At 71.9% G+C, this 19,880-nt stretch carries 14 protein-coding genes and 1 pseudogene; 5 read left to right on the forward strand and 10 right to left on the reverse strand.

What is annotated here, in order from left to right:
• Positions 1-26: 26 nt before the first annotated feature.
• Together ACWGR4_RS00440 and ACWGR4_RS00445 are read right to left on the reverse strand one after the other, a co-directional pair.
• On the reverse strand, positions 27-2,144 hold the full coding sequence (locus ACWGR4_RS00440) for a 3-hydroxyacyl-CoA dehydrogenase NAD-binding domain-containing protein (RefSeq protein WP_452129980.1): 2,118 nt from the start codon (positions 2,142-2,144) through the stop codon (positions 27-29).
• Positions 2,141-3,388: a thiolase family protein gene (locus ACWGR4_RS00445; RefSeq protein WP_379996354.1), complete on the reverse strand. Its 1,248-nt coding sequence runs from the start codon at positions 3,386-3,388 to the stop codon at positions 2,141-2,143. The genes ACWGR4_RS00440 and ACWGR4_RS00445 overlap by 4 nt, the downstream gene beginning before the upstream one ends.
• An 880-nt stretch (positions 3,389-4,268) precedes the next feature.
• Between ACWGR4_RS00445 and efeO the strand changes: the two genes are divergently transcribed.
• Together efeO and efeB are read left to right on the forward strand one after the other, a co-directional pair.
• A complete protein-coding gene (efeO, locus tag ACWGR4_RS00450) occupies positions 4,269-5,408 on the forward strand; it encodes an iron uptake system protein EfeO (protein WP_379996358.1) in 1,140 nt (379 codons plus the stop codon).
• 94 nt (positions 5,409-5,502) lie between these two features.
• Positions 5,503-6,783, forward strand: a complete 1,281-nt coding sequence (gene efeB, locus ACWGR4_RS00455) for an iron uptake transporter deferrochelatase/peroxidase subunit (RefSeq protein WP_452129981.1) — start codon at positions 5,503-5,505, stop codon at positions 6,781-6,783.
• A 121-nt stretch (positions 6,784-6,904) separates the two neighbouring features.
• On the opposite strand, the gene efeU is transcribed toward efeB, so the two are convergent.
• The 4 genes from efeU to ACWGR4_RS00475 all read right to left on the reverse strand — a co-directional run bounded on the left by efeU (position 6,905) and on the right by ACWGR4_RS00475 (position 10,953).
• The gene (gene efeU / locus ACWGR4_RS00460) at positions 6,905-7,756 is read right to left on the reverse strand and encodes an iron uptake transporter permease EfeU (protein ID WP_452129982.1); all 852 of its coding nucleotides are present in this window, start codon (positions 7,754-7,756) and stop codon (positions 6,905-6,907) included.
• 226 nt (positions 7,757-7,982) lie between these two features.
• Positions 7,983-9,263 carry a ribonuclease D gene (locus ACWGR4_RS00465; RefSeq protein WP_379996364.1) on the reverse strand — a complete coding sequence of 427 codons (1,281 nt, stop codon included), beginning with the start codon at positions 9,261-9,263 and terminating at the stop codon, positions 7,983-7,985.
• 245 nt (positions 9,264-9,508) lie between these two features.
• Complete coding sequence (locus tag ACWGR4_RS00470; RefSeq protein ID WP_078974877.1) at positions 9,509-10,177, reverse strand: response regulator transcription factor; 669 nt, start codon at positions 10,175-10,177, stop codon at positions 9,509-9,511.
• A gap of 179 nt (positions 10,178-10,356) precedes the next feature.
• Positions 10,357-10,953, reverse strand: a complete 597-nt coding sequence (locus tag ACWGR4_RS00475) for a DUF3000 domain-containing protein (protein ID WP_379996366.1) — start codon at positions 10,951-10,953, stop codon at positions 10,357-10,359.
• Positions 10,954-11,045: 92 nt separating this feature from the next.
• On the opposite strand from ACWGR4_RS00475, the gene hemE reads away from it, so the two are divergent.
• From hemE to hemQ, 3 genes are all read left to right on the forward strand, one after another.
• Positions 11,046-12,110, forward strand: coding sequence for a uroporphyrinogen decarboxylase (gene hemE, locus ACWGR4_RS00480; RefSeq protein WP_452131145.1), 1,065 nt, complete (start codon positions 11,046-11,048; stop codon positions 12,108-12,110).
• A 715-nt stretch (positions 12,111-12,825) separates the two neighbouring features.
• Positions 12,826-14,277: a protoporphyrinogen oxidase gene (hemG, locus tag ACWGR4_RS00485; protein ID WP_452131144.1), complete on the forward strand. Its 1,452-nt coding sequence runs from the start codon at positions 12,826-12,828 to the stop codon at positions 14,275-14,277.
• Positions 14,278-14,307: 30 nt separating this feature from the next.
• Positions 14,308-15,105 (forward strand): hydrogen peroxide-dependent heme synthase, encoded by a 798-nt coding sequence (gene hemQ / locus ACWGR4_RS00490; RefSeq protein WP_379996373.1) that lies wholly within the window; start codon positions 14,308-14,310, stop codon positions 15,103-15,105.
• 521 nt (positions 15,106-15,626) lie between these two features.
• Here the strand turns inward: hemQ and ACWGR4_RS00495 are convergent.
• The 4 genes and pseudogenes from ACWGR4_RS00495 to murC all read right to left on the reverse strand — a co-directional run bounded on the left by ACWGR4_RS00495 (position 15,627) and on the right by murC (position 19,872).
• Positions 15,627-16,831, reverse strand: a pseudogene (locus ACWGR4_RS00495) (DUF692 domain-containing protein).
• A gap of 132 nt (positions 16,832-16,963) precedes the next feature.
• A complete protein-coding gene (locus tag ACWGR4_RS00500) occupies positions 16,964-17,836 on the reverse strand; it encodes a TIGR04222 domain-containing membrane protein (protein ID WP_452131143.1) in 873 nt (290 codons plus the stop codon).
• Between the two features lie 127 nt (positions 17,837-17,963).
• A complete protein-coding gene (gene msrB, locus ACWGR4_RS00505; RefSeq protein WP_379996377.1) occupies positions 17,964-18,374 on the reverse strand; it encodes a peptide-methionine (R)-S-oxide reductase MsrB in 411 nt (136 codons plus the stop codon).
• Positions 18,375-18,444: 70 nt separating this feature from the next.
• Entirely contained in the window at positions 18,445-19,872 is a 1,428-nt protein-coding gene (murC, locus tag ACWGR4_RS00510) for a UDP-N-acetylmuramate--L-alanine ligase (protein ID WP_452131142.1), read from the reverse strand.
• Positions 19,873-19,880 lie beyond the last annotated feature (8 nt).

A 19,880-nucleotide genomic window follows, 5' to 3' on the forward strand; every position in this document is an offset into this window, starting at 1 on the left:
CGACTACCGCTATTGCGGAACCGAAGCTACCGCGGAACCGAGGCCGTGCCTGCCGGCAGGAAGCGCTTGCCGAGGGTTTTCTCGGTGACGCCCGCGCGGTCCAGGTACGGGGTGATGCCGCCCAGGTGGAAGGGCCAGCCGGCGCCGGTGATCATGCACAGGTCGATGTCCTGCGGGGCGGCGACGACGCCCTCCTGGAGCATGCGGTCGATCTCGTCGGCCAGGGCCGCCAGCGCGCGGTCGCGGACCTGCTCCTCCGTGGACGGCGAGTCGCCCACCTCCAGGAGCGCCACCACCTCCGGGTCGACCTCCTGCGCGCCCGAGGCCCAGGTCAGGAACGAGCGCTTGCCCGCCTTGACCACCCGCTCCAGGTTCGGCGACACGCCGAACCGGTCCGGGAAGGCGCCGTGCAGGGTGCCGCCCACGTGGGCCGCGATCGCCGGGCCGACCAGTTCGAGCAGCACCATCGGCGACATCGGCAGGCCCAGCGGGGCCAGCGCGTTGTCGGCGACCTCGATCGGGGTGCCCTCGTCCACCGCGGCCAGCACCTCGCCCAGGAAGCGGGTCAGCACACGGTTGACCACGAACGCCGGGGCGTCCTTGACCAGGACCGAGGTCTTCTTCAACTGCTTGGAGACGGCGAACGCGGTGGCGAGCGCCCCGTCGTCGGTCTGCTCCGCGCGCACGATCTCCAGCAGCGGCAGGACCGCGACCGGGTTGAAGAAGTGGAAGCCGACGACCCGCTCGGGGTGGGCCAGCTTCGAGGCCATCTCGGTGATCGACAACGACGAGGTGTTCGTGGCCAGGATGCAGGTCGGCGAGACCACCGCCTCCACCTCGGCGAACACCTGCTGCTTGACCGCCATCTCCTCGAACACGGCCTCGATCACGAAGTCGGCGTCGGCGAACGCGTCCTTCGTCAGCGAGCCGGTCACCAGCGCCTTGAGCCGGTTCGCGGCGTCCGGCGAGACGCGCCCCCGCAGCAGCAGCTTGTCGACCTCGTCGTGCACGTAGCCGACGCCCTTGTCCACCCGCTCCTGGTCGATGTCGGTCAGCACGACCGGCACCCGCAGGCGGCGCGCGAACAGCAGTGCGAGTTGGGAGGCCATCAGTCCGGCGCCGACCACGCCGACCTTGGTGACCGGGCGGGCGAGCGCCCGGTCGGGGGCACCCGCCGGTCGCTTGGCGCGCTTTTGCACCAGGTTGAACGAGTACAGCCCGGCGCGCAGCTCGTCGCCCATGATCAGGTCGGCGAGCGCGTCGTCCTCGGCGTCGAAGCCGGCCTGCACGTCACCGTCGCGGGCCGCGTCGATGATCTCCAGGGCGCGGTACGGCGCGGGGGAGGCGCCGTGCACCTTCGAGTCGGCGATCGCTCGACCCCGCGCGACGGCCGCGTCCCAGCCGGCGCCGCGGTCGATCTCCGGGCGCTCGACCACGATCTCGCCGGAGACGACCTTGCCGGCCCACACCAGCGACTGGGCCAGGAAGTCGGCCGAGTCCACCAGCGCGTCCGCGATCCCGAGCTTGAAGGCCTTGGGGCCGTTGAGCTGACGGTTTTGGTTCAGCGCGTTCTCGATGATCACCGTGACCGCGTTGTCCGGACCGATCAGGTTCGGCAGCAGCACACAGCCGCCCCAGCCGGGGACCAGGCCCAGGAAACACTCGGGCAGCGAGAAGGCGGGCACTGCGGTGGAGATGGTGCGGTACGTGCAGGCCAGGCCGATCTCGACGCCGCCGCCCATCGCCGCGCCGTTGTAGAACGCGAAGGTGGGCACGGACAGCGCGGTCAGCCGCTTGAACGTGTCGTGGCCGGCCTTGCCGATGGCGTGCGCGTGCTCGCGGTTGGTGACCTTCTCGACGCCCTTGAGGTCGGCGCCGACCGCGAAGATGAACGGCTTGCCGGTCACCCCGGCCGCGACGATCTCGCCCGCCGCGGCCAGCGTCTCGATCGTGTCGATCGCGGCGCCGAGCTCGGCCAGGCCCGCCGGGCCGAAGGTGTTCGGCTTGGTGTGGTCGAAGCCGTTGTCGATGGTGATCAGCGCGAACTTTCCGGCGCCGTTCGGGAGGTCGAGTACCCGCACCGGGAAGTGCGAGACCAGCTCGTCCGGGAAGACCTCGGCGGCCAGTCGCGTCAGGTCGCTCACTTGTCGTTCCCCTCGGAGTTCGCGCCGGCGGTCGTGGTGTCCGCGTCGGCCCCGGTCCAGTTCGGGTTCTCCCAGATGACGGTCCCGCCCATGCCGAGCCCGATGCACATCGAGGTCAGGCCGTAGCGGACCTCGGGGTGCGCCTCGAACTGGCGCGCGAGCTGGGTCATCAGCCGCACGCCGGAGGAGGCGAGCGGGTGGCCGAAGGCGATCGCGCCGCCGTACTTGTTCACGCGCGGGTCGTCGTCGGCGATCTTGTAGTGGTCCAGGAAGGACAACACCTGGACCGCGAACGCCTCGTTCAGCTCGAACAGGCCGATGTCGTCGATGCTCAGCCCGGCGCGCTCCAGCGCCTTCTCGGTGGCCGGGACCGGGCCGATGCCCATCACCTCGGGCTCGACGCCGGCGAACGCGAACTGCACCAGGCGCATCTTGATCGGCAGGCCCAGCTCGCGCGCGGTGTCCTCGGCGGCGAGCAGACACGCGGTCGCGCCGTCGTTGAGGCCGGCCGCGTTGCCCGCGGTGACCCGGCCGTGCGGGCGGAACGGGGTCTTGAGCGCGGCCAGGCCCTCCAGGGTGGTGCCCGGGCGCATCGGCTCGTCCGCCGTGGCCAGGCCCCAGCCCTGCTCCACCGAGCGGGCCGCGACCGGCACCAGGTCGGGCTGGATCAGATTGTCGGCGTACGCCTTGGCGGCCTTCTCCTGGCTGCCCACGGCGAACCGGTCCGCGCGCTCCTTGGTGAGCTGCGGGAAGCGGTCGTGGATGTTCTCGGCGGTGTTGCCCATGACCAGCGCGGAGGGGTCTACCAACTGCTCGGAGATGATCCGCGGGTTCGGGTCGGCGCCCTCGCCCATGGGGTGTCGGCCCATGTGCTCGACACCGCCGGCGACCACCACGTCGTAGGCACCGAACGCGATGCCGCCGGCGGCCGTGGTGACCGCGGTCATCGCGCCCGCGCACATGCGGTCGATCGCGTAGCCGGGCACCTCGCGCGGCAGCCCGGCCAGCAGCGCCGCGGTGCGGCCGATGGTCAGGCCCTGGTCGCCGATCTGCGTGGTGGCCGCGATCGCGACCTCGTCCACGCGTGCCGGCGGCAGCGACGGGTTGCGGCGCATCAGCTCACGGATACACGCGATGACGAGGTCGTCGGCTCGCGTCTCGTGGTAGATGCCCTTGGGGCCGGCCTTGCCGAAGGGGGTACGGACGCCGTCTACGAAGACGACGTCCCGGACGTTACGAGGCACGAGCGCACACTCCTCCACCGATGGGTACGGGCCCCATGCTACTCATGGGTAACCACGTGGCCTAGCCCTCGGTCCCCATCGGCCCGTCGGCGCGTCTCGACCGCGGTCGCCGGGGGGTCGGCCACAGGTGCACCGGACCGCCGGCCGCGAGCAGTACCACGCACTGCCGGATCACCGTCCGGCCGGACCCGACCACCGCCCGGATCGAGTACGCCGCGGCGAGTACCGCGATCATCCCGTACCGGACCAGTGCCGAAGCGTCGAACGCGGCCCGATCGGCGCGCAGCAGTCGCAGCAGCGCGATCGCGGTCAGGCCGTAGGGGGCGAGCGAGATGGAGGTGGCGATCGGGATGATCCGCTCGAACCGATCCCCCGGGCCGCCGCGATCCAGTAGCCCGAGCGCCGGGTGCGGGTGCAGGTACCGACCCCGACACGGTCGCGGCGCCGGGGTCGGCTGCGGCCGCGGTGGTGGTCGTGTCCGCAGCGGCGGCGGTCGCGGTGGCGGAGCGAGCCCCGGGCGATGCGGCGGAGAGACGGTCCTCCGAGGTGGTCACGGGTGCTCCAGGTTGAACGGACTTGGCACGACCCTACGTATTTATCGGGCTTGCCACCTTTTGCCGCGCCAAAGGTCCCGAGCGGGACGTGATGTGATCCACGTTCGCCACGCCGGGCCTTTACTTTGCCTTGACTGTATGGGGCCATTCGGCTGACAAAATAAGCCAAGCCTAGGCTTGGTTAGCCTTGCCTAATAATTGCTTTTCGTCCGTTTTATACGGCACTGCCATGCCCATCCGTGTGTCCTGCGCGTTCCGTACGTCCTGCTTCTGCTTGTCTGCCGGGCTTCGACCCGTCTTCGCCTGTCTCGTCCCCGGGAGAGTTCATGTCTGTCGTCCGTCGTCGCCCCACCGCCACCCGCGCGTTGGGTGTCGGGTTGTTGCTGGCGTTGCCGCTCGCGTTGACCGCGTGCAACAGCGACGACTCCTCAGGCGACGCGGTCAAGGTGACCGCCAAGGACAAGTCCTGCGACGTTGCCAAGAAGGACTGGCCCGCGGGCAAGAACAGCATCAAGGTGACCAACAAGGGCAACCAGATCACCGAGCTCTACGTCTACGCGCAGGGCGACCGGATCGTCACCGAGCGGGAGAACATCGGCCCCGGCACGTCGGCCACGCTGAACTTCGAGATCAAGGCCGGCACCTACGAGGTCGCCTGCAAGCCCGGCATGAAGGGCGACGGCATCCGGCAGAAGGTCACCGTCGCGGGCACCCCCGCCGAGAAGCCGATCGACCCCAGGCTCGCCCAGGCCGTCGCGCACTACCGGACCTTCACCAACGACACGGTCGCGCAGATGATGCCGATCGCGACCGAGTTCGTGAAGGCGGTCAAGGCCGGCGACGTGGCCAAGGCCAAGGAGCTCTACCCGAAGTCGCGCCTGGGCTGGGAGACCATCGAGCCGGTCGCGGAGAGCTTCGGCGACCTCGACCCGCAGATGGACGCGCGCGAGGCGGACCTGGAGCCCGGTCAGGAGTGGTCCGGCTGGCACCGGATCGAGAAGGCACTGTGGACCACCGGGCAGATCACCGACGTCGAGAAGGGCTACGCCGACCGCCTGATGGCCGACCTGAACACGCTCCAGTCCAAGGTCGGCACCGTCGACATCACCCCGACCTCGATCGCCAACGGCGCCAAGGGCCTGCTCGACGAGGTGGCCACCGGCAAGGTCACCGGCGAGGAGGAGGCGTTCAGCCACACCGACCTGTGGGACTTCGCGGGCAACGTGGACGGCGCGAAGAAGGCTTTCGAATTGCTCAAGCCGTATGTGGCGGAGAAGGACGCGGCGCTGACCGGCACCCTCGACGCCGAGTTCGCCAAGATCCAGGGCCTGCTGTTCAAGTACAAGCAGGGCGAGGGCTACGTCTCCTACGACACGGTCGACGAGGCCAAGCGCAAGGAACTCTCGGACGCGGTCAACGCGCTCGGCGAGCCGCTGTCGAAGCTTGCCGGCGTCGTCGCCCAGTGACATCGCCCGCCATTGCGAAGCACGAACCGACCGAACCCCACGAGCCGACCGCACCGCACGAGCCGACCGCACCGCACGAGCCTAGGGAGGGCCCATGACCGAGACCGAACGTGTCGCCGAGGCGGTCGAACCGCCGTCGGGCGACGGATTCAGTCGACGGGCGCTGCTGGGCTGGACCGGTGGCGCGCTCGTGGTCGGCGCAGCCGCGGCGGGCGGGGTGGCCACCGCGGTCACCGGGAGCGAGGACAAGTCGTCCACGCCGACCCCGGGCGCGGTGGACTTCCACGGCGTGAACCAGGCCGGCATCGCCACCCCGGTTCAGGACCGGCTGCACTTTTGCGTGTTCGACGTGATCACCGACGACCGCGCCAAACTGGTGCGCATGCTCCAGCAGTGGACCGCCGCCGCGGCCGCGATGACCGCGGGCAAGCAGATCGGGACCGGCGCCGACAGCGGTGTGCCCGAGTCGCCGCCCGACGACACGGGCGAGGCCGTCGGGCTGCCGCCGAACAACCTCACACTCACCGTCGGGTTCGGCCCCACGCTGTTCACCAAGGACGGCCGGGACCGCTTCGGGATCGCCGCGAAGAAGCCGGAGGCGCTGACCGAACTACCCGCCTTCCCCGGGGACAAGCTCGACCCGCAGCGCTCCGGCGGCGACATCGCCGTCCAGGCCTGCTCCGACGACCCCCAGGTCGCGGTGCACGCGATCCGCAACCTGGCCCGGATCGGCTTCGGCGTGGTGTCGGTGCGCTGGTCGCAGCTGGGCTTCGGCAAGACGTCCTCGACCACGCCCGAGGCGATGACCCCGCGCAACCTGTTCGGCTTCAAGGACGGCACGCGCAACATCGCCGGCACCGAGACCGACCGGCTGCGCGAGCACGTGTGGGTGCCGGCCGGTGAGGGCCCGGCGTGGATGACCGGTGGCTCCTACCTGGTCGCACGCCGGATCCGGATGCACATCGAGACCTGGGATCGCACCTCGCTGCAGGAGCAGGAAGACGTGATCGGCCGCAACAAGGGTGTGGGCGCGCCGCAGGGCGCGACCGGCGAACACGACGTGGTGCCGCTCAAGGCGCTGCCGGAGAAGTCGCATGTGCGGCTGTCGCACCCCGACACCAACAACGGCGCGACCATCCTGCGTCGTGGCTACTCGTTCGTGGACGGCTCGGACGGCCTCGGCCGGCTGGAGGCGGGCCTGTTCTTCCTGGCCTACCAGCGCGACCCGCGCAAGGGCTTCATCCCGATCCAGCAGCGGCTGGCGTCGAACGACGCGATGAACGAGTACATCCAGCACGTGGGCTCGGCCCTGTTCGCGTGTCCGGGCGGCGTGCGCGGCGCGGACGACTACTGGGGCAAGGCACTGTTCGCCTGAGCGACCCGGTGGCCCGGCGGCCCATGGACCGAAGGCCCGAGACACCGAGGGGCCCGACCCGAAGCACCGCTTCGGATCGGGCCCCTCGCCCGTGCCGTCCCGTCCCACTGACGCCCCCGGATCAGGCGGCGGTCGTCGTCTCCCGAGGCGCCGCCGACGGAGCCTTCTTCGGGCCGCCCTTGGGGAGCAGGAAGAACAGTGCCATGACCGGGATCAGATAGGCCGTCCAGACGGTGACCTGGAGGACCGTGGGGTCGGGCTGGAAGTTGAGGATGCCCTTGAGGAGGGTGCCGTACCAGGTGTCCGGGGGGATGGTGTCGCTGATGTCGAAGGCCCGGTTCGACAGCCCGGGGAGGTAGTCGGCCTCCTGGAGGTCGTGGACGCCGTACGCGAGTACGCCGGCGGCGACGACGACGAGTGCGGCGCCGGTCCAGAGGAAGAACCTGGCGAGGTTGATGCGGACGGCGCCGGCGTAGAAGAGGTAGCCGAGCACGACGGCGGTGGCCAGTCCGAGGGCGACGCCGATCATCGGCTCGGTGTTCTCGCCGGTGGAGCGGGCCGTGCCCCACACGATCACCGCGGTCTCCAGGCCCTCCCGCCCCACGGACAGGAACGCGGTCAACACCAGCGCACCCGTGCCCATCGCCAGCGCGTGGTCCAGCTTGCCCTGCAACTCCGCCTTGAGTGCGTGCGAGGTACGCCGCATCCAGAAGATCATCCACGTGACCAGCGCCACCGCGAAGATGGACAACGAGCCGCCGAACGCCTCCTGCTCCTTGAAGTCCATCTCCGCCGAGGTCAGTTCGAGGGCGGCCTCCAGGGCCACGCTCATCGCGACGGCCGCGCCGACCCCCACCCACACTGCCGGCAGTGCCTCGCGTCGACCGGTCTTGACGAGATAGGCGATCAGGATGCTGACCACCAGGGCCGCTTCCAGGCCCTCGCGCAGGCCAATCAGATAGTTGGCGAACACAGGCCACCCCGCAGCTCGAACACATGGTGAGAAAATTAGGCGAGCCTAACCAAACCATTCGGAGGGATCCGGCGTCAATGCGGACAAAGCAAAGCTCGGGTAAGGCGGTACGGGCGGCCGGCCGCCGGCTCGCCGGGCGTCCGCGGGCACCCGAAAGCGCGCCGCGCCGGGACCGATGCGCCCGGCTCGCGGCGGTCGTTCCGAGGCTTTGGCCCCGGCGTGTGACTCAGGTCCCGCCGGTGCCGTTGGCGGCGTGTGCGGCCAGGCGCAGGAACGCGCCCGACAGGGCCGGCGCGGTGAGCGCGATCTGCCAGGGCCGGGCGCCGAACTCGCGCAGTACATCGCCGACCGCGTCCGCGGTGGGTGCCGACGGCGGCGCCCAGGCCAACCGGCGTACGTAGTCCGGCGCGAGCAGGTTCTCGGTGGGCAGCGTGTGCTCGTCCGCGATGGCCGCCACCGCGGTCTTGGCGGCGGTCAGGCGCTCCGCGGCGGCCGGGTCCTTGTCGGTCCACGCGCGGGCCGGCGGCGGGCCCTCGTGCGGCAGTGTGGACATCGGCAGCTCGACCTCGGGCAGCGCCCTGGCCTGCTCGATCGCGGCCAGCCACACCCCGGCCTGGCGTCGACTGTCCCGGCCGGTGAAGCCGGGCAGCGCGAGCAGCGCGGCCACCGACGCGGGCCCGGCCAGCGCGGCCTCGACGATCGCGGTGTCCGGGATGACCCGACCCGGCGAGACGTCCTTTTGGCGGGCGATGGTGTCCCGGGCCTGCCACAACGAGCGCACGATGGCCAACTGCCGGCGGCGGCGCACCCGGTGCAGGCCCGACGTGCGGCGCCACGGGTCGACCCGGGGGGCGGGCGGCGGCGCGGCGGCGATCGCGGCGAACTCCTGCAGCGCCCAGTCGAGCTTGCCCTGCTCGGTCAGCGTCGCCTCGAGCTCGTTGCGCAGCTCGATCAGCACCTCGACGTCCAACGCCGCGTAGCGCAGCCAGGGCTCGGGCAGCGGACGGGTGGACCAGTCCACCGCCGAGTGCCCCTTCTCCAGCGAGAAGCCGAGTACGGCCTCCACCATCGCGCCCAGGCCCACCCGGGGGAAGGCGGCCAGCCGGCCCGCCAGCTCGGTGTCGAAGATGCGCCGGGGGACCATGCCGACCTCGGCCAGGCAGGGCAGGTCCTGGGAGGCGGCGTGCAGGACCCATTCGGCGTCGACGATCGCGGCGCCGAGCGCGGACAGGTCGGGGCAGGCCGCCGGGTCGACCAGGGCGCTGCCCGCGCCGGCCCGGCGCAGCTGGATCAGATACGCGCGTTGCCCGTAGCGATAGCCCGACGCCCGTTCGGCGTCGACGGCGACCGGTCCCGCTCCGGCGGCGAAGGCGGCGACGGTCTCGGCGAGCGCCTCCGGGTCCGCCACGACCGGCGGAACGCCCTCGCGAGGTGCCAGGAGCGGGACCGGCGCCGGGGGGACCGGCGCCGGAAGTTCGGATGAGGTTTCGAAGGAGGCGTCGGTCACCCCACCAAAATAACCCGCCCGCCCGGCCGACCGGGCAGGTCCCCGCCAAGGTGGGCGTGCCACGGCGGGTGTAGGGCGGTCGGAACCGCACGAAATCGCGCGGGGAACCGGAAAGCCGACTCTCGGAAAAGCCGAATCCCGGCGGGTGGGTTCACCCGCCGGGATTCGGCTGTACCTGATGATGTGTCACCTGATGAGGTGTCCTGACGCTCCGCCGGCCCTGGACCGGTCGGTGCCGACCGGGGTCAGCTGATGATGCCCGCCCGCAACGCGAGGGCCACCATGCCGGCCCGGTCGCCCGTGCCCATCTTGCGGGCGATGCGGGCGAGATGGCTCTTGACCGTCAGCGCCGACAGGCCCATCGCCTGACCGATCGCCTTGTTGGACCGGCCCTCCGCGACGAGGCGCAGGACCTCGATCTCGCGCGCCGAAAGCTCCCGGACGCCGGAGCCGGGCTCCGTCCCGCGCTGTTCCGACGGACGCATGCGGTTTGCCTGGGGCATCCCGTGGTGCATTCCGGCTTGCCGTGCGTGTCCAGGGTTCAGTCCCGCTCGCGCGCCTGTCACGACGTAGCCCCGAACACCCGCGGCAAGCGCGGAGCGAACGGCACCGATGTCGTCGGCTGCGGAGAGTGCCAGGCCGTTCGGCCACCCGGACGCGCGCATCTCGGTGAGAAGCGTGAGTCCGGAGCCGTCCGGCAGGTGCACGTCGGCGACACACAGGTCGCGCGGCGTGCCGGCACGGGAGCGAGCCTCGGCGATGGTCGACGCCCCGACGACGTCGCGTACACCGAGGGCCCACAGGTGGCGGATGACGGCGTCGCGAACCCGGGGGTCCGCGACGACGACCATCGCCGTGGGCTTGGAAGGACGATAGGCAAGCAGGTTTGCAGGGTGATCGAGAAGTACCGACACCGGGCCTCCTGCGCAGTGATCGCGATTCCCGAAGAAGCGGCCCGACCAGCTACTCCTTCGGGGTGGTCACCCTGTCCTTCGGCACATATGGCGCCGGGCTTTAGAGGAAGATCCAAATCCGTTATGCGACGTTGACCCGGGTGTGTGACCGAGGGGTCTCGCGACGGTGATCCGGCGTGTCAGGAACCGGGTCGCGAGGGCCGGCGCGGTATGGCGACGACGCCCTCCCCGGCCGTCACCGGTGGCAAACCGGCGCAGGTGCACAGCAGTTCGGTCCACGCCAGCAGATGCGGCAGCAACTCGTCGTCGGCCGGTGTCCACGACGCCCTGACCTCGATCTCGGTGCGGGCGATCTGTCCGGAGAGTCCGCCGAAGCCCTGCGAGGTGCTGCGGCTGACCGTGCCGCTGGGGGCGCGATAGGTCGCGCCGACCGCGTACAGCGACTCGGTCAGCCAGGTCCAGCCGACCTCGGGCAGCAGCGGGTCCATCGCCAGTTCGGGTTCGAGTTCGGCGCGGGTCATGGTGACCACGCGGAACGTGCCCTCCCACGCCTCGTGGCCCGCCGGGTCGTGCAGCAGCACGATCCGGCCGCCGGCGAGTTCGTCCTCGTCCTCGCCGAGCGCCACCTCGGCGGCGAACGCGGCGGAGTACGGCGCCAGGCCACGCGGCCGGGCCATCTCCTCCAGCACGATCTCCGGGCGCAGGACCGCGGCCCGCCATCCGGCCAGTGCCTGCCGGAACTCCTCGGGCTCCTCGGTCTCGCCGACTCCTGCCATGCCTGGCAGCCTAGGCCGCATCGGGGGGGTCGGGCCCGGGCGACGCGCCGGGCGGGGTGCTCCGTCTGGGCCGCCCGCGTGCGTCTGGGACCATGGCGGATGTGACCGAAACGAGCCTTCCGCACGCCACCGTCCGCGACTCGGCCTTCCTGCGCGCCTGCCGGCGCGAACCCGTCCCGCACACCCCGGTGTGGTTCATGCGTCAGGCGGGCCGTTCGTTGCCCGAGTACCGCAAGCTGCGCGAGGGCATCGCGATGCTCGACTCGTGCATGCGGCCGGACCTGGTCACCGAGATCACGCTGCAGCCGGTGCGGCGGCACGGGGTGGACGCGGCGATCTTTTTCAGCGACATCGTGGTCCCGCTCAAGGCGATCGGGGTCGACCTCGACATCAAGCCCGGTGTCGGTCCCGTGGTGGCGAACCCGATCCGCTCGCGCGCCGACCTCGCGCAGTTGCGCGACCTCACGCCCGACGACGTGCCGTACATCACCGAGGCGGTCGGCCAACTCGTCGGCGAGTTGGGCGCCACGCCGCTGATCGGCTTCGCCGGTGCGCCGTTCACCCTCGCGAGTTACCTGGTCGAGGGCGGGCCGTCGAAGAACCACGAGCGCACCAAGGCGCTGATGTACGGCGACCCGCAGCTGTGGGCCGACCTGGTGGACCGGCTCGCGGAGATCACCTCGGCGTTCCTGAAGGTACAGATCGAGGCGGGCGCGTCGGCGATCCAGCTGTTCGACTCGTGGGCCGGGGCGCTGTCCGCGGCGGACTACCGGGCGTCGGTGCTGCCGGCGAGCACGAAGGTCTTGGCGTCGGTCGAGCACTACGGCGTGCCGCGGATCCACTTCGGGGTGGGCACCGGCGAGTTGCTGCGCATGTTCGGCGAGGCCGGGGCGGACGTGGTGGGCGTCGACTGGCGCATCCCGCTGGACGAGGCGGCGCGGCGGGTGGGACCGGGGCGGGCGTTGCAGGGGAACCTGGACTCGGCGGTGGTGTTCGCGCCGTGGGAGGCGGTTCGGGCCAAGGCCGATGAGGTGTTGGCGGCGGGGCGTGGTGCGGAGGGGCACATTTTCAATTTGGGGCATGGGGTTTTGCCGAATACGGACCCCGAGGTGCTCACGCGCCTGGTGGCGCATGTGCACTCGGCCGGCGCTCGGTAGGTCGGCTTTTGGCCTCATGCGCCGGCCGGGCTCGCCGTGGCCCGGGCTGCGCCCGCGCTGCGCTTGGGTTTGCGGTTCGGCCGGGCTGGGGGTGGGTGGCTTGGCCTCAAGCGCCGGCCGGGCTGATGTGGTGGTTGGGCCGGCGTTGGGATTTGGTCGGGTTGGGGTGGCCTCATGCGCCGGCCGGGCTGGATTGGTTGCGGTGAGCTGGGTGGCTTGGCCTCAAGCGCCGGTCGGGCTGGGGTCGGGGTTGGGTTGGGTGGCTTCAAGCGCCGGCCGGGCTGAAGCGGTTTGTGGTTGGGCCGGCGTTGGGATTTGGTCGGGTTGGGGTGGCCTCATGCGCCGGCCGGGCTGATTTTGGTGGGCTGACTTGGCCGGCTGGCGGATTGGTCGGATCGGGCCGGGTTGGCTGGTTGGGCTGGATGGGTTGGGCGGATCGGCTTGGTTGGGCCGGGTTCGGCTGGGGTGGTTGGGGCAGGTGGGTTCGCTGGGTTGGTCTGGTTGGGTGGGCTTATTGGGCGTTGTGGGTTGGATTTGGTGAGCTGGGTTGTTTGGGGCTGGTGGGTTTGGTGCCCCGGGTTTGGTGAGTTGGGGTGGGTGGGGTTGGCCTGGCTCTGCCGGGTTGGGTGGCTTGGGGTTGTCGGGTTGCGGTTGGGGCTTAGGGGGGTTTGGCTTCGGGGGTTCGGTTGGGGCGGCTTTCGGGAGCGGGTGTGACGTGGGTGGTTCGGTGGTGGGTGGCGGGCGGCATGTGGTTGTTGTCGGTGGTGGGATCGCCGGGTTGACGGCTGCCTGGGTTTTGCTGCGGGATGGGGATCCCGGGCTCACCGTTACCGTGCTCGAGGGGGCTTCCCGGGTGGGGGGGAAGCTGCATGCCGGGAGTATTGCCGGGGTTGCGGTCGACGAGGGTGCGGAGTCGATGTTGGCTCGGCGTTTTGAGGCGATCGACCTGGCTCGTGAGGTCGGGTTGGGCGACGATCTTCAGCCGCCGGCCACCGCGGGCGCGTCGTTGTGGACGCGTGGTGCGTTGCGGCCGATGCCGCGCGGCCATGTGATGGGTGTGCCGGGCGACCTGGAGCCGCTGGCGGCGAGCGGGGTGTTGTCGCCGGCGGGCCTGGCCCGGATCCCGCTGGACCACGCGCTGGCGCCGCACCGCTACGAGGACGACGTCTCGGTCGGCCGCTACGTCGCCGAACGGCTCGGCCACGAGGTGGTGGACCGGCTCGTCGAGCCGCTGCTCGGTGGGGTGTACGCGGGCAACGCCTACGACATCTCGCTCGCCGCCGCCGTCCCGCAGCTGTTGCCGATCGCCCGCTCCGGCGGCTCGCTGGTGGCGGGGGTGCGCCACCTGCTCGACGACGCCGCCGAGCGGCCCGCGGGGCCGGTGTTCATGGGGGTACGCGGCGGTGTCGGGCGGCTGCCGCTCGCGGTCGCCGGCGCCGTGGTGGCCGGTGGGCGCGGCAGCATCCGGACCCGGACCACCGTGCGCGAGTTGGAGCGCACGCCGACCGGCTGGCGGCTGATCACCGGGCCGACCAACACCCCCGTCCCGATCGAGGCGGACGCGGTGGTGCTCGCGGTACCGGCCGCGCCCGCGGCCCGCCTCCTGCGCCCGCACTCGACGGTCGCGGCGGTCGAACTGTCCTCGATCGAATACGCGGGCATGGCGCTGGTGACCCTCGCGTTCCGGCGCGCCGACCTGGCGTCGACGCCCGCCGGAACCGGGTTCCTGGTGCCGCCGGTGGACGGCCGGCGGATCAAGGCGAGCACGTTCGCGTCGAACAAGTGGGGCTGGCTCGCCGAATCGGATCCGGACCTGTTCGTGCTGCGCACCTCGCTCGGCCGCGCCGGCGAGGAGGCGGTGCTCCAGCGCGAGGACGCCGAACTGATCGCCGACTCGCTCGACGACCTGCGCGAGGCGGTCGGACTGACCGCCGAGCCGATCGACACCCGGGTCACCCGCTGGGGCGGCGGGCTGCCCCAGTACGCGGTCGGCCACCTCGGTCGCATCGCCTGCGTGCGCGACGCGGTCGAGCGGTTGCCGCGCCTGGCGGTGTGCGGTGCGGTGTACGAGGGCGTCGGCATCCCGGCGTGTGTGGCGAGCGCGACCAAGGCCGCGACCGAGGTGCTGGCGCAGCTCGCCAGGCCGTACGCGCGCCCCGTGCACTGAGCGCGGGGACGAGCCAGGCAGAATCGGACCATGACGCAAAGCACCGCGGAGAACAGCCCGGAACCGGTCGACGCCGCCGCAGCGGTGGTCGACGCCGCCCTCAACGCCGACGGCCCGGAGTCCGCAGGCGAACCCGCGCCGGCCCGGCGCAAGGCCCGCGACCTCAACCAGGTGATCAGGTACACGATGTGGTCGGTCTTCCGACTCCGTGAGCCGCTGCCGGGTGCGCGGGCCGGGCTGGCGGGCGAGGTCGAGCAGTTGTTCGAGCAGCTGCTCGACAAGGACGTCGTGGTGCGCGGCACCTATGACGTCTCCGGCCTGCGCGCCGACGCGGACCTGATGATCTGGTGGCACGCGGAGGACTCGGACGCGCTTCAGGAGGCGTACAACCTCTTCCGGCGCACCGGCCTGGGCCGGCTCCTGGAGCCGGTGTGGTCGAACATGGCGCTGCACCGTCCGGCCGAGTTCAACAAGAGCCACATCCCGGCCTTCCTGGCCGAGGAGACCCCGCGCGACTACGTCGCGGTGTACCCGTTCGTGCGCTCGTACGAGTGGTATCTGCTGGAGGACGACGAGCGCCGCCGGCTGCTCGCCGAGCACGGGCGGATGGCGCGCGGCTACCCGGACGTGCGGGCCAACACGGTGCCGTCGTTCGCGCTGGGCGACTACGAGTGGATCCTCGCCTTCGAGGCGGACGAGCTGCACCGCATCGTCGACCTGATGCGGCACCTGCGCGGCTCGGAGACGCGCCGCCACGTGCGCGAGGAGGTGCCGTTCTACACCGGTCGCCGGCACCCGGTCGCCGAACTGCTCGCCGGTCTGGTCTGAGCCTTCACCCCGGTCGGTCGGACCGCGATCGACCGCTCCGACCGACCGGGGCGCGGCGACGCGTCGAATCTAGGTCGAACTCGAACAGGACGATCCGCTGGAGCAGGACGACCCGCTCGAACACGACGACCCGCAGGACGATCCACTAGAACAGGACGTCCCGCTCGAACCCGAGGAATCGCCGCCTGCGCCCGCCCCGCAGGACCAACCGATGCCGCACGAGGTGTGGTGGCCGTGCCAGTGGTGATGGTGATGGTGGTCGTGCGCGTCGTGCCCCTGGTATCCCTGCGGGCCGAGTGGCCACGGGTCGGGGTACGGACCGGGCCCGCCGCCGTACGGCCTGCCGGTGCCCGGTGCCCGCCCGAAGGCCGGTCCCGCCGGTCGGCCGAAGGTGTGGCGGAGCCGGCGTCGGGCCGCGCGGTGGGCCACGACGACAATCACGATCGGCAGGGCGGCGGCGAGGACCACCAACACCCCGAGCAGCAACCAGAACATGGTGTCGACCCCCGTGCGTGAAGTGCCTACCCGTGGCCGGCCGGCGCGCGGGATGCGAATCGGGCGCGCAGCCGGGCCCATCGGGACGGCTTTCGTTCGACGAACACCTCGGCCAGCGCCTTCGGCAGCGCGTCCCGCTCCCACAGATGGGCCGCGAAGGCGTGTACGTCGGCGCGGGTGCCTCCCTCGGCGGGCTTTGGGTGGACCAGGGCCCAGGCCATGAACTCGCCCGGCCAGCGCGGGCCCAGCGTCGTCGCCAGCTCCGGCAGCGCGCGCAGCGCCGAGTCGCGCCGTTTGGCGGCCAGCGCGCGGGCCTGTACGCGCACCCGGTCCGGATCGAAGCCCGGCGGTGTCGGCCCGCCGGCGACCAGTGCCGCGAGCAGCGCGGTCTGCTGTGCGGCCAGCCGCTCGCGCGCGCTCACCGGCGCACCGCCGTCCGGTCCACCACGCCCCGGATCGCGGCCAATTCGGCGGCGATCTCGCCCGCCGTAGGGAAGTCGCTGTCGCGTTCGAGCAGTACGCGCGGCGGCGGGCGCAGCCCGCACAGCGTGGCCAGCACCTCCAGGATCGGCGCGGTCACCGGGTGCGCGTGGGTGTCGTGCCACAGGCCGTCGCGTTCGACGCCGCCGGCGACGTGTACGTACTCCACCGCCTCCAGTGGGAGTTCGGCCAGTGCGGCGGCCGGGTCGACACCGTGGTTGATCCGCTGGGTGTGCAGGTTGGCCACGTCGATCAGCAGCCGCACGCCGGTGCGCTCGACCAGTTCGGTCAGGAAGCGGGCCTCGCTCATCTCGTTGTCGGGCCAGGTCAGCAGCGTCGCGGGGTTCTCCAGGGCGAGCGGGACCGGCAGCGCGTCCTGGGCGATGCGGACGTTTTCCGTGACCACGTCGAGCGCGTCCCACGTCATCGGCGTCGGCAGCAGGTGACCGGCCTCCATGCCGCCGGCCCGGACGAACGCCAGGTGTTCGCTGATCACCGGCGAGCCGAGGGCTCCCGCCACCTCCGCCAGCCGGGCAAGGCGTGCGGGGTCGGGACGGTCCGCGCCCGCCAGGCCGAGGCCGACGCCGTGCGGGATCACCTCGACGCCGCGCTCGCACAACACGCGCAGCGACTCGGGCAGGTGTCCGACGCACACGTTCTCCGCGACGACCTCGACGAAGTCGACGCCGGCCAGGCGCTCGACGGTCAGATCGATCTCGGGCCGCCATCCGATTCCCACCGCTGTCCGCATACGTCCAGCATGGCGGGTCCGTCCCGGACCGAAACAGGCGGAGTTCCCTCGATTCGCCCGCTCCGGACGCCCCGCGCGGCAAGTGGCCCGCGACACCGACGGATTGCGGGCCGCGCGACGGGCGCGGTCGGGTCAGTTGCCGCAGCCGTCGGCGGTGCCGCCGCAGGAGCCGGCCCGGGCGCCCTGGGGGGAGGCACAGGAGGTGTTGCCGCACCAGACGGACTCCGGGGGGCGGCCGGCGGGGGTGGGCGCGTTGCGGCGGAAGATCTCCTTGACCACCGGGTCGGGGAAGCGGTCCAGGCCCCACAGGGCGACCGCGCCCAGGTCGTCGGCGCCGAGCGCGGCCACGGCCGCCTCGTCGCGGCGCAGCCGGATCAGCCGGCGCGTGGTCGGCGCGGTGGGCACCAGCCGCTCGCCGAACACGCCCAGGAGCAGCAGGCCCGCGACACACGCCTGGCTGCCGATCACCGCGAGCAGCAGGCCCACCCACGGCAGCGCGCCCGAGGTCGCGTCGTCGGCGCGGACGAAGCCCGCGACCGCGGTGGCCAGGCCAAGGGGGAGGGTGGCGAACAGCGCCCAGCGGGGCAGTCGGCGCGGACCCGCGTCCGGGCGGGCGATCAGGCCGGCCGCGAACAGGTCGGCGCCGATGCCCTGGATCTGCGGCGCCGCGGCCACCCGGGCGCGCAGGTCGCGCAGCGGCAGGCCGCCGTACTCCCGATCCAGGATCCGCAGCGGCGCGTCGCCCGCCGCGTCGGCCGCCGCCCGGGCCGCGACCACCTGCCCGTCGCGGTTCAGGTGCAGCGCGCCCTCGCCGAGCAGGGCCAGGATCGACACGTCGGCCGCGCGGGCCGCGCCGCCGACAACGAACGCGTATTCGGCGGCGCCCAGTTCGGCCAGGCGCGCCCGGTTCGCCCGCCGGCCGCCGCGCCGGGCGGACCCGATGGCGACGCCGAGTACGAGCGCCGTCCAGACCGAGTACGCGAGGGGTGGCAGCCAGGGATTCATGGTCCCCAGACATAGCGGACGCACCCGCCGCACGCGGGCTGGATGTGAGTTTTGCCGCACCGTCCGTACCGATGTTTGAACGGGCGGCGGCGCTCGGGCCGGCCGTAGGGCCGACCCGCGCCTCGGCTCAGCCCTGCGGGTCCGGCTCCAGGGTCAGCGAGATGGAGTTGATGCAGTAGCGCTGGTCGGTGGGCGTCCCGTAGCCCTCACCCTCGAACACGTGCCCCAGGTGCGAGCCGCAGGTCCCGCAGCGCACCTCGACCCGGGTCATGCCCATCGTGTCGTCCTCGATGTATTCGACCCGGTCCTCGGCCAGCGGCGCGTAGAACGACGGCCAGCCGCAGTGGCTGTCGAACTTGGTGTCGGAGCGGAACAGCTCCGCCTTGCACGCCCGACAGCGGTAGACGCCGGTCGTCTTGGTCTCGGTGTACTCGCCCGTCCAGGCACGCTCGGTGCCCGCCCGACGCAGCACCCGGAACTCGTCCGGGGTCAGCTCGGCCCGCCACTGGTCGTCGGTCTTCTCGATTTTGTAGGCCATGTGCACATCCAACACGCAACGGCGCCGCGACGTTCCCCGAGGGACGGCACGGCGCCGGTGGGCGGACGGCTCAGCGAGCGGCGGCGGTGCCGCGGGTGCGGATGGTGTCCAGGATCTCCGGGCCGAGCAGGGTCACGTCGCCCGCGCCCATGGTCAGGACCAGGTCGCCGGGGCGGGCCAGCGCGGCCACCGAGCCGGCCACGTCGGACCAGCTGTGCTCGGTACGCACCAAGCCGCCGTTGTCCAGCGCGGCGTGCGCGACGATGTTGCTGGTCACGCCGGGCTGCGGGTCCTCCCGGGCGGCGTAGATGTCCATCACCACGGCGATGTCGGCGGCGGCGAGCGCGCGGCCCATCTCCACCCCGAGCTGCTGGGTGCGGCTGAACAGGTGCGGCTGGTACACCGCGATCACCCGGCCCGCGCCCACCGCGCCGCGGGCGGTGGCCAGGTCGGCGGCGATCTCGGTGGGGTGGTGCGCGTACGAGTCGACGACCCGGATGCCGCCCTCCTCGCCCTTGAGCTGGAACCGCCGGCGCACGCCCTGGTAGTTGGCCAGCCCGTCGGCCATGCGCCGCGGCTCGACACCCAGCGCCAGGCCCACCGCGAGCGCCATCACCGCGTTGGACGCGTTGTGCCGCCCCGGCACCGCGACGGCCAGCACCAGCTCGCCGCCCACGGCCTTGCCGTGCACGGTGACCCGGCTGCTCAGGCCCGACGCCTCGATCTGCGTCAGGCGCAGATCCGCGGCCTCGTGCTCGCCGACGGTGACCACGTTCAGCGTCGGCGCGGAGACCGCCAGCCGCTCGCGCAGGGCGCCGGCGCCCGCGTCGTCGGCGGAGAGCACCAGCGTGCCGCCGGGCACGATCCGGCCGGCGAAGATCTCGAACGCGTCGAGCACGTCGTCCAGCGAGCCGTAGTTGGCGTGGTGGTCCAGCTCCACGTTCAACACCACGGCCACCTCGGGCGCGTACTTGTGGAAGCTGCGGTCGCTTTCGTCCGCCTCGGCCACGAAGATCTCGCCCAGGCCGTGGTGGGCGTTGCTGCCCGCTTCGTTGAGGTCGGCGCCGATCGCGAAGGAGGGGTCCAGGCCGAGCGAGGTCAGGCCGACCGCGAGCATGCTCGTCGTGGTGGTCTTGCCGTGCGTGCCCGCGACGGCCACCGAGCGCCGGCCGTCCATCAGCCGGGCCAGCGCGTCCGCGCGATGCACGATCGGGATGCCCCGCTCGCGCGCGACGACCAGTTCGGGGTTGTCCTCCCGGATCGCCGAGGACACGACCACGCACGAGACGTCCTCGGCGACGTTCGCCCGATCGTGGCCCACATGCACCGTGCAGCCGAGCCGGCGCAGCGCCAGCACCTGGGTGGAGTCCTTGGCGTCGCTGCCGGAGACCCTCGCGCCGCGGATCGCGAGGATCTTGGCGAGCCCCGACATGCCGGCGCCACCGATGCCGACGAAGAACGGGCTGCCGAGGTCGACGGGCTCGGCGGGGGGTGCCATGAAGCGGG

Source organism: Embleya sp. NPDC055664, assembly GCF_053618075.1.